The following is a 16,296-nucleotide window of genomic DNA, read 5'->3' as shown; positions in this document are numbered from 1 at the left end:
CGTCAGGCCCAGCGGTGCCCCTCGACGGCGCGGTCGGTGAGCCAGAGCCCGAGCGCGACGAACGAGAGGTAGTAGACGACGTCCTTGAGCTCGATCCGGCCCTGCAGGAACGGCATCAGGTGCTCGGAGGCGCTCATCCCGGAGGCGAGGTCGCGCAGCGGCCCCTCCGTGCCGACCGTGAAGAGCGTCACCACCCACAGCCCCAGCAGGACGATGAGCGACACGAGCGCCGCCACGATGACCGACTCGGTGAGCGCCGAGACGAACAGCCCCACCGCCATGCACATCGCGCCGAGCAGGAGCAGGCCGAGGAGCCCGGTGCCCACCGTCTGCCACTCGACCGCGGGGCCGCCCTGCGCCCCCTTGGCGAAGAGCGACAGCAGGGCGGGGAAGAGCGCCACGATCCCCACCGACACCGCCATCACGACCAGCGCCGCCAGGTACTTGCCGGCCACGATCTGGAGCGGGCGTACCGGCGAGGTCATGAGCAGCTCGAAGGTGCGCCCGCGCTTCTCCTCCGCGAGGAGGCGCATGGAGAGGAAGGGGGCGGAGATGACGATGAAGACGCCCACCGAGGCGAACAGCCGCGACACCACCACGTCGGTGAGGTTGAGGTGCTCGAGCACGCCCTGCGCCTCGGAGCCCGACACGCGGACGACGAAGGTGCGGTAGGCGTCGAGCGCGCCGGTGAAGAACTGGGCGGCGAAGAAGGCCATCACCATGAACGCGGCGTAGGCGATGGGGGTCGTGAAGTAGACCTGGAGCTCCTTCTTCGCGAGGGCGAGCGTGCTGCGCATGAGGTCCTCTCCTACCGGGCGGCGGCGGCCACCGGGGCGGCGCCGGACGGCGAGACGAGCTTCCCGTAGATCTCCTCCAGGAAGGCGATGTCGTCGAGCGTGACCTGGCGGCCGGGGAGGTGCTTCGCGATGAGTCCGTCGAGCGTGTCGAAGTCGACCAGGCGCCCGGCGTTCAGCACCAGCACCTTCTGGCAGGTCATCGCCACCTCCGGGAGGATGTGGGTGGAGAGGATGACCGTATGCCGCTCGGCGAGCCCCTTCACCAGCTCGCGCACCTCCCGGATCTGGAGCGGGTCGAGGCCGACGGTGGGCTCGTCGAGGACGAGGACCTCCGGATCGCCCACCAGCGCCTGCGCCAGCCCGACCCGCTGGCGGTACCCCTTCGACAGGTTCCCCGCCACGCGGTCGAGCACGTCCTCGATGCCGGCCAGGTGCGCCACCCGCTCGATCTCGCCCTTCACCGCGCGGCGCGGCAGCGCCTTCAGGCCCGCCACGAGCTCCAGGCAGGCGCGCGGGGTGAGGTCGAGGTAGACGGGCGGGTTCTCGGGCAGGTAGCCGATGCGCCGCTTCACCTCGAGCGGGTGCTCGAACACGTCGAAGCCGGCCACGGTGGCGGTGCCGCTCGTGGCGGGCAGGAAGCCGGTGAGGATGCGCAGGGTGGTGGACTTGCCGGCGCCGTTCGGACCGAGGAAGCCGATCACCTCGCCCTTCGCGACCGTGAAGGACAGGTCGTCCACCGCCAGGCGCTCGCGGTAGCGCTTCGTGAGATGCGAGACCTCGATCATGGCGGGGAGCGATAGCGCAGCCGCGCGCGCTGTCAAGGGCGCGGCCTACCCCTTCCAGAACCCGGCGCTGCCCGCGTCGGCCCGCTCCTTGCGGAGGTCATGGCCGGGGTCCAGCTTCACGAAGACGCACATCTCGTTGAGGCGCGAGTAGATGCGGTCGCCCACCCGCTGCGCGAGCGTCATGCTCTCGGCGTCGCGCTGGAACTGGGCCGAGCGGGTGTTCACGGATCGTCCGGGCGACTCCGGCACCGCCCGGTCCTCGAGGAAGTAGTTCGTTGCGAAGAGCGTGGTGAGCCCGGCGTTGAAGCGGCGGCTGATGAGCTCGTCCAGCATCGACCGCTCCCAGTCGGTGCCGCGCTCCTTGCCCAGCTCGTCGATGGCGAGCACCGGGACCTGGAGGAGCGGCCGCAGCACCTCCATGTGGCTGCGGTTCGCGTCGAAGCCGGACTTCATGTCGGAGAGGAGCAGCATGAACTCGACGTACCGGCTCCCCACCCCCTTCTCCAGCGCCAGCCAGCGCAGCGCGGCGCAGAGGAGGTGCGTCTTGCCCGCCCCGGGGCGGCCGTAGAGCAGGAACCCCTTCGTCGGCCGATCGCCGCGGAACTTCCGGGCGAAGTCCTCGGCGGCCGCCTTGGCGGCGGCGTGGTCGGGCGACCAGGCGCGGAAGGTGTCGAAGGAGGCGAGCGCCACCGCGGCCGGGATGCCGATCCGGTTGAAGAGGGCGATCCGCTCGTCGAGCCGGCGGCAGGCGCAGGGCTGCGCGACCGCGGACGGCCCGTTCTGCACCAGGACGTAGCCGCTCTCGCCGCAGCGGGGGCAGGCGGCCTGGCAGTCGCAGCGGCGCGCGCGGGCGGGGTGCCCGAGCACCTGCTCGACGAGGTAGCCCACCCCGCCGCACGCGCGGCAGGGACCACTCTGCGCTGGGTCGGCCATGGGGCCCGGGAGTCTACACCGAAGCCGCCAGCCGGAGGAGGCCGGCCTCCCGCCCGGCGTCGGCCAGGTGCGCCCGGAGCGCGTGGCGGTAGGCGGCTGGCCGCGTCCAGGGAGGGCGGTCGCCGGCGAGCCGCCGGCAGCGCGGGCCGAGCGCGGCGCGGTCGGCGCGGGGCAGGGCGCCGATCCAGCCGCGGAGGAGCGCGGCGTCCGCGGCGTCGAGCGCCCCCTCCACCTCGGCCAGGCCGGCGCCGGCGCAGGCGGCGAGCGCTGCCCGGGCCGCGGCCAGCCCGCCGGCCGCCGGGCCGCCGGCCGGCGCGGCGGCGAGGAGCGCCCGTGCCGCGGCGAGCCGCGCGGCCGCCACCTCCGCCTCGCCCGGCGGCGGCGGCGCGTCGCCCACCCGCCCGCCCTGGTAGGCGCGCCAGGCGTCCTCCACCGCGCGCCGGTAGGCGCGGAGCGCGCGCGGCGGGGGCGAGCCCTCGGGCCGGTCGCGCAGCGCCGCCTCGAGCCCGTGCTTGAGCCCGCGGCAGACCACCGCCACCGGCAGCCCGCGCCGCTCCCAGGCGCGCACCTGCTCGAGGTCGAGCGGCGACAGCATGAGCCCGGCGCCGCGCAGCCCGAGGAAGTACTCGGCCACCACGACCTCGTAGGTGAGCTGGGAGGGCGGGAGATCGGACATGCGCGCAGCCCATCGTGGACCGCTTCCCTGACGCTCAGCCGCCGCGCACGGCGGCGGCCACCTCGGCGGCGGTCTGGAAGCGCTGGCGCGGGTCCTTCGCGAGGAGCCGCAGCGCGAGCCGCGCCAGGCGCGGGTCGACCCCGGGGTTGAGCGCGGCGGGCGCCACCGGCGGCCGGGAGATGATCTCGTTCCACAGCTCCACCGGCCGCTTGGAGAGGAACGGCGGCCGCCCGCACAGGAGCTCGAACAGGATGACGCCCAGGCTGTAGAGGTCGGCGCGGTGGTCCACCGCCTCGCCGCGCGCCTGCTCGGGGGCCATGTAGCGGTAGGTGCCCACCACCCGGCCGTGCAGGGTGAGGTGGGTGGCGTCGGTCGCGAGCTTCACCAGCCCGAAGTCCATGAGCCGCACCCGGCGCGCGTCGTCCACCATGATGTTGGACGGCTTCAGGTCGCGGTGCACGAGGCCGTGCGCGTGCACGTGGGCGAGGCCGTCGCACACCTGCGCCACGGCGTCCACGAGGCGGGCGCGGCGCGAGGGGCCGTTCAGGCCCTCGAGCACCTCGTCCGCGAGCGGCTTCGCCTCCCCGGCCCGGACCTTCTCCGGCGAGGCCTCCCGCGGCTCGGCCTGCGCGAAGCTCCCCTCCGTCTCCGGCTCGTCCATGAGCGCGGCGAAGGCGCGGATGGCGTCGGGGCCCTGCGCCGGCGGCTCCACGTCGAGGGCGGGGGTGAGCAGGCTCTCCGTGTCCGGCTCGTCGGACCAGGCGTCGAGCGCGGGGCGGTCGCCGCTCGGGGCCGGTGCGCCGGGCGCGGCGCCGGCGTAGGGGGAGGCGTCGAGGGCCGGCGAGAGGTAGCTGCGCAGGTCGAGCCCCTCCACCAGCTCCATGGCGAGGAACGAGTACCCCTCGTGCACGCCGGCGTCGTACACGCGCACCACGTTCGGGTGATCGAGCCCCCGCAGCGCCTCGAACTCGCGCGCCAGCCGCCGCGCGGCAGTGGGGTCGCAGGCGGGCGGCGGCCCCAGCAGCTTCACCGCCACCTCGGCCCCGCTCGTCCGGTGCCGGGCGCGGTAGACGGTGCCGATCCCGCCGCGGCCGATGACCGACAGGACCTCGTATGGGCCGACCGCGCGAGGGGGCATCCGGTCGAGCATACGGGGGGGATTCTGGCCCGGCAACGGGGGGTCCCGGGGCCGCCGGGCGCGCCGCGCGCGTCCCTCGCCACCACCGGGCCGCCGTGCTATGAGCCGCGCGTGGCCGAGAGGACGCTCGCCGAGAGCCTGCGGGAGAAGGTGCGCGCGCGCCCGCTGCCCCGCCACGTCGCCATCATCATGGACGGGAACGGCCGCTGGGCCGAGGCGCGCGGCCTGCCGCGGCTGGCCGGGCACCGCGAGGGCTCCGAGTCCGTGCGCGCGGTGACCCGCGAGGCGCGCCGGATCGGGCTCGAGGCGCTCACCCTCTACGCCTTCAGCGCGCAGAACTGGTCGCGGCCGCCGGACGAGGTGGCGGGGCTCATGCAGCTCCTCGCCGAGTACCTCGACTCCGAGCGCGCCGAGATCATGGACAACGACGTCCGGCTCCACGCCATCGGCGAGCTGGACCGGCTGCCCGGGTTCGTCCGCGAGCGGCTGGAGCGGATGCGGCAGGAGTCGCAGGGCAACCGCGGCCTCATCCTCACGCTCGCGCTCTCCTACGACGCCCGCGAGGACATCGCGCAGGCCGCGCGCCGCGCCGCGGCCGAGGGCGTGTCGCTCGACCGGGACGCCCTCGACGCGCGGCTGTGGACGGTGGGGCTGCCCGAGCTCGACCTGCTCGTCCGCACCAGCGGCGAGCGGCGCGTCTCGAACTTCCTGCTCTGGCAGTGCGCCTACGCCGAGCTGGCCTTCACCGAGCTGCTCTGGCCGGACTTCCGGGAGCTGGAGCTCTTGCAGGTCGTGGACGACTTCCAGAGGCGCGAGCGCCGGTTCGGGCTCACCGGAGCGCAGGTGGCGGCGCGCGACCGCGCATGAACGAGAAGAACAAGAACCTCGCGCTGCGGGTCGTCTCGGCCCTCCTCCTGTTCCCCGCGCTGGTCTGGGTGACCTGGCTGGGCGGGCTGCCGTTCACCGTGCTCCTCGCCGTCGCGGCGGCCATCTCGGCCATCGAGCTCACCGGCATGTTCACCGCGGTGCGCGTCCCCGAGGCGTTCGGGGTGGCGGTGGCCGCGCTCCTGCCGTTCGTCCCCTGGTGGACGGCGCAGGACGCCTCGCGCGCCTACCCCAGCATCGTCCCGCTCGCGCTCGCCGTCGCCGCCATGGCGCTGCTCGTCCTGAACCTGTTCCGCGCCGGGCCCATCGAGGGCTCGCCGCAGCGGGTCGCCGCCTCGGCGCTGGCCTGGCTCTACTGCGGCGTGCTCATCAGCTCGGTGGTCGGGCTGCGCCTGCGGCACGGGTTCGCGTGGGTGATCCTCACCTTCGTCACCACCTGGCTCAACGACACGCTCGCGTACTTCGCCGGCCGCTTCTTCGGAAAGCACCCGCTCTACCCGCGCGTCAGCCCCAAGAAGACCTGGGAGGGGTTCGGGGGCGGCGTCCTCGGCAGCGTGCTCGGGGCGCTCGTCGTGAAGGCGCTCTTCGGCCCCGGGGTCCTGCCGCAGCCGGAGGGCGAGGCCTTCCTCCTGTCCTGGGCGGGCTGCGTCGGCCTCGGGCTGGGCGCGTCGGTGCTGGGCCCCCTCGGGGACCTGTGCGAGTCGATGCTCAAGCGCTCGGCAGGGGTCAAGGACTCCGGGCGCCTGATCCCCGGGCACGGCGGGCTGCTGGATCGGATCGACGCCTTGCTCTTCGTGGCGCCCTGGGTCTACCTCTGGGCCACCCTCGCCCAGTGAGAGGGTGAGGAGAACGCCCATGAAGCGGCTCGCCATCCTCGGCTCCACCGGCTCCATCGGCGTCCAGGCGCTCGACGTGGTCGCGCGCTCCGGCGGACGCTTCGAGGTCGCCGCGCTCGCCGCCGGGTCGAACGCCGATCTGCTGGTGGAGCAGGCGCGGCGCTGGCGCCCGCGCGCGGTCGCGCTGGCGGATCCCGCCGCGGCCCGGCGCGCGCGCGAGCTGCTCGGCCCGGGCGGCCCGGAGGTGCTGGAGGGCGCCGCCGGCGTGACGGCGCTGGCGAGCCTGGGCGAGGTGGACGTGGTGCTGGCCGCCATCTCGGGCGGCGCGGGCCTCGCCTCCACCGCCGCCGCCATCGAGGCGGGCAAGACGGTCGGCCTCGCCAACAAGGAGTCGATGGTGCTGGCGGGCGAGCTGCTCATGCGCCGCGCCGCCGAGAAGGGGGTCGCCATCCTCCCGGTCGACTCCGAGCACAGCGCCATCTTCCAGTCGCTGGCCGGGCACCAGCGCCCCCACGTGCGGCGCCTGCTCCTCACCGCCTCGGGCGGCCCGCTCCGCACCGTCCCCGCCGCCGAGCTGGCGGCCGTGACGCCCGCGCGGGCGCTCAAGCACCCCAACTGGTCGATGGGCGCCAAGATCACCATCGACTCCGCCACCCTCATGAACAAGGGGCTGGAGGTGATCGAGGCGCGCTGGCTCTTCGACGTCGACCCGCGCCGGATCGACATCGTGGTGCACCCCGAGTCCATCGTGCACTCGATGGTCGAGTACGTGGACGGCTCGGTCGTGGCGCAGCTCGGCGTCTCCGACATGCGCGGGCCCATCAGCTACGCGCTCGCGTGGCCGGAGCGGATCCCGCTCGAGCTGCCCGCGCTCGATCTGCCGCGGCTGGGCAAGCTCACCTTCGAGGCCCCCGACCCGGCGCGCTTCCCGGCCTTCATGCTCGCCTACCGCGCGCTCGAGCTCGGCGGCACGGCCCCGGCCGCGCTCTCCGGCGCCGACGAGGCCGCGGTGGCCGCCTTCCTCGCCGGGCGTTGCAGCTTCACCCGCATCGCCGAGGTGTGCGCGGAGGTGCTGGAGGCGCTCGCGCCGGAGCCGGTGGGCTCGGTCGAGCAGGCGCTCGCCGCCAGCGACTGGGGCCGGCGCCAGGCCGAGCGGCGTGTGGCGGGGTAGGCCCGAGCACCACAGGCCGGGTGGAAGGGCGTGCAGGCGGCGCCCTCCGCGCGCATGATCAGCAGAGGAGCCGCCCACCTGCCCGTCCGCGGCTCCCCCGTGACCCGAGAATGCCCAGCGACTTCCTCCTCAAGGCCGGCTCCATCGTCCTCCTGCTCGGCGGGCTGATCTTCGTCCACGAGCTGGGCCACTTCGTCGCCGCGAAGCTGCTCGGCGTGAAGGTGCTCCGCTTCTCCATCGGCTTCGGCCCGCGGCTCTTCGGCTTCACGCGCGGCGAGACCGAGTACCGCGTCGCGTCGCTCCCGCTCGGCGGGTACGTCAAGATGGCGGGCGACGACCCCTCCGAGGAGGTGAAGCCGGAGGACCGCGGCCGCGGCTTCCTGGAGCAGCAGCCCTGGCGCCGCTTCGTCATCGCCGCCGCCGGGCCGGGCATGAACCTCGTCTTCCCGGTCCTGGTCTACCTGGCCCTCGGCCTGGCGCAGAACGGGCAGCTCGTGGCGGGCCCTCGCGTCGGGTCGCTCTCGCCCGGCTCTCCGGCCGCCGAGGCGGGGCTCGAGCCGGGGGATCGCATCGTGAGCGTGGCGGCCCCCGGCGAGGCGCCGAAGCCGGTCCGCTACTTCAACGACCTGCGCGACCTCGTGTCGCCGCATCCCGGCGAGCCGCTCACCTTCGAGGTGGAGCGCGACGGCCGCCGGCTGCCGCCGCTCACCCTCACCCCGGCGCGCGAGCGCGAGTCGAACCCCATCGAGACCACCTGGCGCGGGGTCATCGGGGTCACGCCCGCGTACTCCCCGGCGGTGGTGGCGCCGGTGGCGCGCGGCGCGGCCGGGCCGCTCGAGCCCTTCGACCTGGTCGCCTCGGTGAACGGGAAGAAGGTGGCGCACGCGGGCGAGCTGCGGCGCGCGCTGGACGCGGCGCGCTGCGGCCCGGTGGCGCTGGAGGTGCTGCGCGAGCAGGGCGTGTCCGCCCCCGGCGCGACCGTCTCCACCTACCGCCCCGTGGCGCTGGCGGATGTCCCGACCTGCGCCGGCGGCGCGCCCACCTTCGCCGTGGCGGATCCGGGCGTGTCGACGTTCATCGCGGCGGTGGCGCCCGGCGGCCCGGCGGAGCAGGCGGGGCTGCGCCGCGGTGACGCGCTCGCGGCGGTGAACGGCCACCCGGTGCGCTCGTTCCGCGACGTGAACGCCCGCGCCGCGGAGTTCAAGGCCGGCCAGCCGGTCGAGCTCGCGCTGCGCGACGGGCGCAAGGTGACGCTCGTCCCCGGCGAGCGCACCGAGCTCGACGAGATGACGCGCGAGCCGCAGAAGAAGCTCGTCCTCGGGTTCTTCCCCGAGCAGCGCGCGCTGGTGGAGAGCTCGGCGCTCCTGGTCGAGCGCGTCCCGCTCGCCATGGGGCCCCTCGAGGCCGGGCGGGCCGCGCTGGCCGGCGTGCACGAGGCGGTGCGGCTCACCGTCGTCAGCCTGGCGCACATCGTCACCGGGCAGCTCAGCTTCAAGACGGTGGGCGGCCCCATCATGCTCTTCTCCATCGCCTCCAAGGCGGCGGAGGAGGGGCTGCAGAGCTTCCTGTTCACGATGGCGCTCATCAGCGTGAACCTCGGGCTCATGAACCTGCTCCCCATCCCGGTCCTCGACGGCGGCCACCTCGCCACCTGTCTGGTGGAGGGCGTCACGCGCCGCCCGCTCTCGATCCGCGCCCGCGAGATCGCGAACCTGGTCGGGATCATCCTGCTCGTCATGCTCATGATCGCCGTCTTCAAGAACGACATCGTGCGGGTGATGGGGTAAGACGCGCCGGATGTGGGTCGCCGCCCTCGACACCTCCACCCTCGCGCTCTCCTGCGCGCTCTGCGAGCTCGCGGGCGGCGAGGTGCGCCTCGTCGCCGAGCGCACCGAGCACGCGCCGGCCAAGGCCGGGCCGCAGGGCCCCACCGGCGGGCACGGCGGCCGGCTCCCGGGCGTCCTGCAGGACGTGCTCGCGGCGGCCGGGCGGCGGCTCTCCGAGGTCGACGGGTACGCCGTGGGGCTCGGGCCGGGATCGTTCACCGGGCTGCGCATCGGGCTCGCCACCTGGAAGGGCCTCGCCTACGGCCACCACCGCCCGCTCGCCGGCGTCTCCAGCCTGGCGGCGCTGGCGCTGGCGGCCGCGCCGGCGGCGGAGCCGGGCGCGCTGCTCGTGCCGCTCCTCGACGCGAAGAAGGGCGAGCTCTACGCCGGCTTCTACCGGGCGGGCGGCGCCGGCGTGGAGGCGGCCGCGCCCGACGCGGCGCTCCCGCCCGAGGCGCTCGCGGCGCGGCTCGCGGCGCTCGCCGCCGAGGGCGCGCGGCCGGTCGCGTTCGGGCCGGGGCGCGCGGCCTACCCCGAGGCGCTCGCCGCCTTCGCGGCGCCGGAGGGGGCTCCCGCGAGCCCGCCCGCGCTGGCCGTCGCGCGGCTGTGCGCGGCGGAGCTCGCCGCCGGCTACGACCAGGCGAAGCTCTTCGCGCTGGAGCCGCACTACGTCCGCAAGAGCGAGGCCGAGGTGAAGTTCCCGCACGGCCTCGGGCCGGGCGCCGACCGGCCGTAGCGCCGAGCCCCACCCCCATGGAAACCGCCACCTTCCGCCCGCCGCTGCGCCGCCTCGGCGCCCACCTCCTCGCCGGCGGCGCCGCCGGGGCGCTGGTGGGCCTCGCCGCGGAGATCCCGCCGCTCGTGGCGGTCCTCTTCGGCGCGGTGGCGGCCGCCATCGCCCTGACCGCCCGGCACGCCGGGGGGCTGCGGGTCCTGGCGGACGAGCGCGGGCTGCGGGTGGCCGGCGCGGCCGCCGCCCCGACCTCTTCGGCGCGCCAGCCCCCGGCCGCCCCGGGCGCGGTGGAGGCGGCCTGGGGGGAGCTGCGGCTCGGCTTCGGGCTCGCCCAGCGCGCCGACGGCACCGTCCAGCGGTACGCCGTCTTCGCCGACGCGCGCGGGCGCAGCTTCGCCTTCGCGGAGCTGTCCGCGAGCGCCGCGCCCTGCGCGCCGGTGCGGGGCGCGGACGGCGGCAGCGTGCCGGTGGTGGAGCTGCGCGACGCGCCGCTCCTGCTGGCGCTGCTCGTGCAGCGGGTGCCCGCCTGGCAGATCCTGCCCGAGGCGCTGCAGGCCGCGCCGGCGGCGGCCGCGGTGGACCCCGAGGCGCCGGCAGCCGCCGGGCCGGTGCTCCGCCCGCGGCGGGAGGCGCGCCGGGCGCGGATGGGCGTGTGGGCGCTGGCCGCGAAGCTCGGCTCGAAGCTCGCCGCCTCGTTCGGGAAGCTCGCCGCGACCGGCCTCAAGGCGGTGAAGACCGCCAACGTGGGCTGGGCGGCGGCGTCGGTCGCCACCTACTCGCTCCTCTTCTCGTGGAAGTTCGCGCTCGCGCTCATGGTGCAGCTCTTCATCCACGAGTACGGCCACGTGCACGCCATGCGGCGGACCGGCATGCGGGTGCGGGGCATGTACTTCGTGCCGCTCCTCGGCGCCCTGGCGGTGACGGACGACGCGTTCACCTCGCGCCGCCAGCAGGTCTACGTGGCGCTGAACGGCCCGCTGTGGGGCTCCCTGGCGGCGCTCGCGCCGGCCGGGCTGTGGCTGTGGACGCACGATCCGCAGTGGGCCGCCATCGCCGCCTTCTGGGCGCTGGTGAACCTGTTCAACCTGCTCCCGATCGCGCCGCTCGACGGCGGGCGGGCGCTGCAGGCGTTCGCGTACTCGTACTCCTCGGGCCTGGGCGTGGCGCTCTCCGCGCTCGGCCTCGCCGGCGCGGTGGCGCTCGCGAGCGCGGCCGGCTTCTCGCTCATCTGGCTCGTCGCTGTCCTCGGCGCGATGGAGCTCGCCGGCGAGGTGCAGTCGCGCACCGGCGCGCGGGCGCTGCGGCTCCTGCCCGCGCCGGCCCGCTTCGGCGCGCCGCACTGGCTCTACCTGCGCGCCGTCCTCGGCGGCAGCCCGGGCGTGGCGGGCGAGGCGCTGTTCCTGCGCGGCCTCGAGCGGCAGGAGAAGGCCGCCCGCGCCGCGCCGCTCACGGCGGGGCAGCTCGTCCGGTGGGGGCTCACCTACGCCGCCCTCGCCGCTGCCCTCGTCTTGCTCGTCTGGTTCATGCGCCACGTCCCCGGCGCCGACGCGGCGAGCCGGATCCTCGAGTAGCGCGAGCCCAGCCGGGGCAGCGACGTCGGAGCGGTTGCGAGCGCGGCGCCGCTCGGGCATCGTCCCTCCATGACCCCGCGCCTGGCGCTGCTCGCCCTCCTCCTCGCCGCGGGGTGTGCCCACCGCCCCGAGGCCGTCCGGCCGGCGCAAGGCGCCGTCAGCCTCCCGCGCCGGTCCGCCGGCCCCTACCAGCCCGAAGACTGGCAGCTCGCGCCCGGCGCGGTGCTGGGCGAGCGCAACCGCTGCGTGGACCGCGAGCTCACTGCCCGCCGACTGAACGAGTTCGGCGACCCCGAGGGCACGACCTACCCCGGCGGCTCTCCGCTGCTCGGCCTGACCGGCCGCGCCGCCGACCGCTACGAGTACGTCATGCGCCGCCAGCCGGACATCGGGACCGTCTGCTCCCGCGCGCCGGGCGACCCGCAGCGGTAGGACCTCGTCGCGTTCGCGTTCGCGTTCGCGTTCGCGTTCGCGTTCGAGGTCGCGATCGCGTTCGAGGTCGCGGTCTAGGTCGGAGGTCGGAGGTCGAGGTCGAGGTCGAGGTCGAGGTCGCCGGGGGGCCTGCCCCCCTCGCCCCGCGCAGCGGTGAGAGGGCCGCTCGAGCCCGCTCGTGCCTGCGAAACGCTGGCGGGGGTTCCGAGCGGGCGGAGGGGTGGCCCTCCTGCGTCGCTCCGGACGACCTACCGGATAGGTACGGCGGCCGGAGCAGAAACGCGCGAACGCCGGGCAACGCAACGTGCCGCGCCGACACGGCGCACGAGGTCCGTGCGTCGGCGCGGCACCGGCGTTGCTGGCGGCAGTAGGGCGAGCGCGGTCTCACGCAGGTCGACCTCCGCTCCTTCGGAGGGCCACCCCGCCGCCCGCTGGCGGGCGTTGCCGTCCGCAGGTCGGGGTCGCAGTCGAGGTCGAGGTCGCAGTCGCGGTCGAGGTCGGGCCCTGCTCCCCTTGCCCCGCGGACTCACGCCGCCGAAACCTCCACGCCCCCGCCAGACCACTTCGCGGGCTCCGGCCCGCTCCACGCCTTCCCGCCGAGGAACCACCGCAGCGCCTCAGGCGCCCGCCCCACCACGCGCAGGTGGCCGGCGTGGATGCACCGGAGGTGGTGAAAGGCGCAGAGGCCGAGCTGGTTGTCGAGCTCGTCCCCGCCGCCTTGCGAGCGGAAGAGGACGTGGTGGGCGTGCGTCGCGCGGCGGCTGCAGCCGGGGACCTGGCAATGGCCCTCGTCCCGCTCCCGGACCTTCCGCGAGCGGGTCCGGGCGCACTTCCCGCCCTTCCAGGTGTCGAGGAAGTGCTGCGCGAGGACGGCGAGGCAGGTCCCGAGCGGCAGCCGCTTCCCGGTCCGGTCGCGGACGGCCTGCACCGCGGCGGCGAGCACCGCCGCCATCCGGAGCGCCAGCGGGACGGCCAGCTTCCCCTGCGCACGCATCCGCCGCTCGGCCTCGCCCTCGAGCTCGCGCCGGAGCGCGACGCAGGTGAGGCCCTTCGCCCGCGCGGCCCAGCGGGTGATCTCCGGCTCGGGCAGCTTCGAGAGGAGCCGCAGCTTCTCGAACGGCAGCCCCTCGCGCTTCGCCTCCTGGAGCGCCGGCGAGGCCCAGCGCCGCTCCTCGACCTTGGCCCGCTCCTCGATCGAGCGCGCCGCGAGCCCCAGCCGCTCCTCGCAGTACTGGCGGAAGCTCGCGAACCCGAGGAGCCGGTACAGCTGGCTCTTCCGGACCGCGAGGGCGCAGTAGCCGACGAGGTCCTCCCACTCCGCCCGCAGGGCGGCGAGCTCCCGCAGTCGGGCGTCCACCTCCTGGGCGGTGGCGGTCTCGTAGAAGCGGACGTCCGGGGCCGCGATGTCTGGCAGGGCGCGAAGCGCGGCCCAGCGCTCCGTCTCCTCCTCGAGCGCTGCGGCGCGCGTGTCCCCGGTGCGCTCACCGGACGGCCGGACCCAAGCGCCGAGCACGCGCGCCGCGTCCGGGTCTCCCTCGCCCGCGTACTCGCCCGCGAACTCCTGGGCGATCGCCTCGAGCCGCTCGGCGCGCGTCGCGCCCGGCATGAGCTCGCCCGCGAGCGCCAGCGCTTCATCGACCACCTCGCACTCCTCCGGCTCGAGGCGCGCGTCGAGGCGCAGCCACGGCTCCTCCTCGTCGCCCGGCGCCGCGCGCGCCCGGCGGACCTCGGCCTCGAGCGCGCGGACGGTCATCCGCGCCGCGCGCTCCACCCAGGCCGCCTCGTCCTCGCCCACCGCCACCTTCAGCACCGTCTGCGCGGCGCGGAGCTTGACCCGCCCCGCCGTGAGCGCCTCGCGCAGGAGCGGCCGCGTCCGCAGCTCCCGGCCGAGCAGGGCGAGCCCCTCGGCGGCCCGCTTGCCGAGGTCGAGCACCTCCCGCGCGTAGTCGTCGAGGTGGCACGCGAGCTCGGCCAGCCGGTCGCCCCGCCGGAGCGCGTCGAGCCCCTCGGCGATGGCGACGTCGAGCGCGCCCCGCGCCCTGGCCGCCCAGGTGAGCAGCGCCTCGCAGGCGTCGGCCTCCGGCTCGCCGCCGCGGAACCAGGCGTCGAGCTCGCGCCCGGTGAGCGGCGCGGGCTCGACGGCCGGCGGCGCGAAGCGCGTCCTCCAGGCCTCGGAGGGCGAGCACGCAGCGAGGTCGGGTGCCGCGTCCATGGGAGAGATCATCGCACGGAGGTCTGACACGAACAGTCAACCAAACCGCACGCAGAGTAGACCTGATCAGGGCGGTCCCGCGGCCCATCAGCTCCGTCGCCGCCGCATGCCCGCACCCGCGCGCCTTCGCCCCCGTAAGCCGGGCCACGCCTTGTCGCCGCGGACGCGCAGGCACGCCTCGCGCTCGACGCCCCCGCTTCGGCGGCGAACGCCACCGCGGAGCCGCCTGCCCGCCTGCCGCGCCCCCTCTTTGCCCGAAGTCCGCCGACGTCGCGGAGGCAGTCGCTCCATGCTGCGAGGCCGATCGGTGTCGGGCGGCCCCTCTCCCCGGCCCTCTCCCCGCTTCGCGGGGCGAGGGGGAGGGGATAGCGCGGACGCCGGCAGCATGGAGATGAGAGCACCGGGCCGCCGGCATCAGGGGGATGGGATCACCGTGCCACCGGCGTATCAGGGAGAGGAGATCAATGGGCCACCCGCAGCAAGGAGGTGAGAACACCGTGCCGCCCGCCATCTCCTTCCCCACCCATCGTGGAGGAAGCACTCGCTCGATCCCGGAGGTCCACCGGTACCAAGCGGAGCCATCCCGCTGGTGACGCGCCGGCGCGCACGGGTTACATCGTCTCCGCCGTCCACCCGCGAGGAGGCGCCGTGCTCGAGCTCGTCATCGGAAACAAGAACTACTCGTCCTGGTCGATGCGGGCGTGGCTCGCGCTCGAGCTGACGGGCGCGCCGTACCGGGAGATCCTGGTCGCGCTCGATCGTCCCGACACGGCGGAGCGCATCCGCGCCCACTCGCCGGCGGGCCGCGTCCCGGTGCTGCGCGACGGGGAGCTCACGGTCTGGGACTCGCTCGCCATCTGCGAGTACCTGGCGGAGAAGTTCCCCTCGGCGGAGCTGTGGCCGGCGGCGCCGGCCCGGCGGGCGGTGGCGCGGGCGGCGGCGGCCGAGATGCACGCGGGCTTCCAGGCCCTGCGCGCCGGGATGCCGATGAACCTCGGGCTTCACCGGCCGACCCCGCCCTCGGCCGAGGTCGCGGCCGACCTCGCGAGGATCCGCGCCCTCTGGCGCGAGCTGCTCGCCGCGCCGCGCCAGGGCGAGTACCTGTTCGGCCGCTTCGGCATCGCGGACGCGTTCTTCGCCCCGGTGGTCGGGCGCTGCCGCACCTACGGCGTCGCGCTCGACGGGCCGGAGGCCGGCTACGCGGAGGAGGTGTGGCGCCACCCGGCGGTGGCGAAGTGGGTCGCGGGAGCGAGCCAGGAGTCGCAGGCGATCCCGAAGTACGACCTCAAGTGACCGCGGCGCCGCCTCGCCGCGCGGCCCCCCGCCGGGGCCGTCCCCCGGGTCCGCGCACGAGCTAGGAGAGGCGCATGCACGTCTTCCTCACCGGCGCGACCGGTCTCATCGGCCGCGCGCTCGTCCCGGCGCTGCGCGCGGCCGGGCACGAGGTCACGGCGCTGTCGCGCGGCGCCGCGCCGGGGCGGTCGCCTTCGGGCGCCGCCGTGGTGCAGGGCGATCCCACCCGGCCGGGCGCCTGGCAGGACGCGCTCGCGCGCTGCGACGCCTGCGTGCACCTCGCCGGCGAGCCGGTGGCCGCCGGGCGCTGGACCGAGGAGCGCAAGCGCGCCATCCGCGAGAGCCGCCTCGCCTCGACCCGGCTGGTGGCGGAGGTGGTGGCGCGCGGCGGGCCGGCGGTCCTCGTCTCCGGCAGCGCCGTCGGCTACTACGGCTCGCGCGGCGACGAGGAGCTCGACGAGGGCTCGCCGCCGGGCCGCGACTTCCTCGCCGAGGTGTGCGTGGCCTGGGAGGCGGCCGCCGCCCCCGCCGCGGTGCGGGCGCGAGTGGTGCTCCTCCGCACCGGCATCGTCCTCGCCCGCGACGGCGGCGCCCTCCCGCAGCTGCTCCGGCCCTTCCGCTACTTCGCCGGGGGGCACATCGGCGACGGCGCGTTCTGGCAGCCCTGGATCCACCTCGCCGACGAGGTGGGGCTCATCACCTGGGCGCTCGAGCACGGGACCGTGGCCGGGCCGCTCGCCGCCGCCGCGCCCGCGCCGGCCCGCAACCGCGACCTGGCGCACGCCATCGGCGAGGTGCTGCACCGGCCGAGCGTCCTGCCCGTGCCGCGCTCGATGATCGAGCTCGTGCTGGGCGAGCTGGCGGGCGCCGTCACCGCCAGCCAGCGGGTGTTGCCGCGCAAGGCGCTCGCCGGTGGGTACCGGTTCCGCTACCCGGAGCTCCTGCCGGCGCTGCGGGACCTCCTCGCCCGCTAGGGAGGGAAAACGGCCGCGGGCATGTTAAGCTTTC

Annotated in this window: 15 protein-coding genes; 9 read left to right on the top strand and 6 right to left on the bottom strand. The window is 75.7% G+C overall.

The window, feature by feature from the left end:
• Nucleotides 1-2: 2 nt before the first annotated feature.
• From HWY08_RS01340 to HWY08_RS01320, 5 genes are read right to left on the bottom strand one after another with little or no spacing between them, the layout of a single operon-like run.
• On the bottom strand, nucleotides 3-797 hold the full coding sequence (locus HWY08_RS01340) for an ABC transporter permease (RefSeq protein WP_176062321.1): 795 nt from the start codon (nucleotides 795-797) through the stop codon (nucleotides 3-5).
• A gap of 11 nt (nucleotides 798-808) precedes the next feature.
• A complete protein-coding gene (locus HWY08_RS01335; RefSeq protein ID WP_176062320.1) occupies nucleotides 809-1,582 on the bottom strand; it encodes an ABC transporter ATP-binding protein in 774 nt (257 codons plus the stop codon).
• A gap of 45 nt (nucleotides 1,583-1,627) precedes the next feature.
• The gene (locus tag HWY08_RS01330; protein WP_176062319.1) at nucleotides 1,628-2,515 is read right to left on the bottom strand and encodes an ATP-binding protein; all 888 of its coding nucleotides are present in this window, start codon (nucleotides 2,513-2,515) and stop codon (nucleotides 1,628-1,630) included.
• A gap of 13 nt (nucleotides 2,516-2,528) precedes the next feature.
• A complete protein-coding gene (locus HWY08_RS01325; RefSeq protein WP_176062318.1) occupies nucleotides 2,529-3,191 on the bottom strand; it encodes a hypothetical protein in 663 nt (220 codons plus the stop codon).
• Nucleotides 3,192-3,225: 34 nt separating this feature from the next.
• Nucleotides 3,226-4,329 carry a serine/threonine-protein kinase gene (locus HWY08_RS01320; RefSeq protein WP_176062317.1) on the bottom strand — a complete coding sequence of 368 codons (1,104 nt, stop codon included), beginning with the start codon at nucleotides 4,327-4,329 and terminating at the stop codon, nucleotides 3,226-3,228.
• Between the two features lie 111 nt (nucleotides 4,330-4,440).
• Between HWY08_RS01320 and uppS the strand changes: the two genes are divergently transcribed.
• The 7 genes from uppS (at nucleotide 4,441) to HWY08_RS01285 (ending at nucleotide 11,783) form a co-directional block, all read left to right on the top strand.
• Nucleotides 4,441-5,196: a polyprenyl diphosphate synthase gene (uppS, locus tag HWY08_RS01315; protein ID WP_176062316.1), complete on the top strand. Its 756-nt coding sequence runs from the start codon at nucleotides 4,441-4,443 to the stop codon at nucleotides 5,194-5,196.
• On the top strand, nucleotides 5,193-6,050 hold the full coding sequence (locus tag HWY08_RS01310; protein ID WP_176062315.1) for a phosphatidate cytidylyltransferase: 858 nt from the start codon (nucleotides 5,193-5,195) through the stop codon (nucleotides 6,048-6,050). Before uppS ends, HWY08_RS01310 begins: the two co-directional genes overlap by 4 nt.
• A gap of 19 nt (nucleotides 6,051-6,069) precedes the next feature.
• A complete protein-coding gene (gene dxr / locus HWY08_RS01305; protein WP_176062314.1) occupies nucleotides 6,070-7,221 on the top strand; it encodes a 1-deoxy-D-xylulose-5-phosphate reductoisomerase in 1,152 nt (383 codons plus the stop codon).
• A 110-nt stretch (nucleotides 7,222-7,331) separates the two neighbouring features.
• The gene (locus HWY08_RS01300) at nucleotides 7,332-9,008 is read left to right on the top strand and encodes a site-2 protease family protein (RefSeq protein WP_176062313.1); all 1,677 of its coding nucleotides are present in this window, start codon (nucleotides 7,332-7,334) and stop codon (nucleotides 9,006-9,008) included.
• Between the two features lie 10 nt (nucleotides 9,009-9,018).
• Entirely contained in the window at nucleotides 9,019-9,783 is a 765-nt protein-coding gene (gene tsaB, locus HWY08_RS01295) for a tRNA (adenosine(37)-N6)-threonylcarbamoyltransferase complex dimerization subunit type 1 TsaB (protein ID WP_176062312.1), read from the top strand.
• 17 nt (nucleotides 9,784-9,800) lie between these two features.
• On the top strand, nucleotides 9,801-11,351 hold the full coding sequence (locus tag HWY08_RS01290; RefSeq protein ID WP_176062311.1) for a site-2 protease family protein: 1,551 nt from the start codon (nucleotides 9,801-9,803) through the stop codon (nucleotides 11,349-11,351).
• Between the two features lie 69 nt (nucleotides 11,352-11,420).
• Nucleotides 11,421-11,783, top strand: coding sequence for a hypothetical protein (locus HWY08_RS01285; RefSeq protein WP_176062310.1), 363 nt, complete (start codon nucleotides 11,421-11,423; stop codon nucleotides 11,781-11,783).
• Nucleotides 11,784-12,309: 526 nt separating this feature from the next.
• Here HWY08_RS01285 and HWY08_RS01280 read toward each other — a convergent pair.
• On the bottom strand, nucleotides 12,310-13,995 hold the full coding sequence (locus HWY08_RS01280) for an HNH endonuclease (RefSeq protein ID WP_235969392.1): 1,686 nt from the start codon (nucleotides 13,993-13,995) through the stop codon (nucleotides 12,310-12,312).
• A 648-nt stretch (nucleotides 13,996-14,643) separates the two neighbouring features.
• Between HWY08_RS01280 and HWY08_RS01275 the strand changes: the two genes are divergently transcribed.
• Nucleotides 14,644-15,288: a glutathione S-transferase family protein gene (locus HWY08_RS01275; protein WP_235969391.1), complete on the top strand. Its 645-nt coding sequence runs from the start codon at nucleotides 14,644-14,646 to the stop codon at nucleotides 15,286-15,288.
• 74 nt (nucleotides 15,289-15,362) lie between these two features.
• A complete protein-coding gene (locus HWY08_RS01270) occupies nucleotides 15,363-16,262 on the top strand; it encodes a TIGR01777 family oxidoreductase (RefSeq protein WP_176062308.1) in 900 nt (299 codons plus the stop codon).
• Nucleotides 16,263-16,296 lie beyond the last annotated feature (34 nt).

The organism is Anaeromyxobacter diazotrophicus, from assembly GCF_013340205.1.
Taxonomy (GTDB): Bacteria; Myxococcota; Myxococcia; order Myxococcales; family Anaeromyxobacteraceae; genus Anaeromyxobacter_A; species Anaeromyxobacter_A diazotrophicus.
The sequence above is the reverse complement of the archived record's forward strand: the minus strand, read 5'-3'. Positions and strand labels throughout refer to the sequence as shown.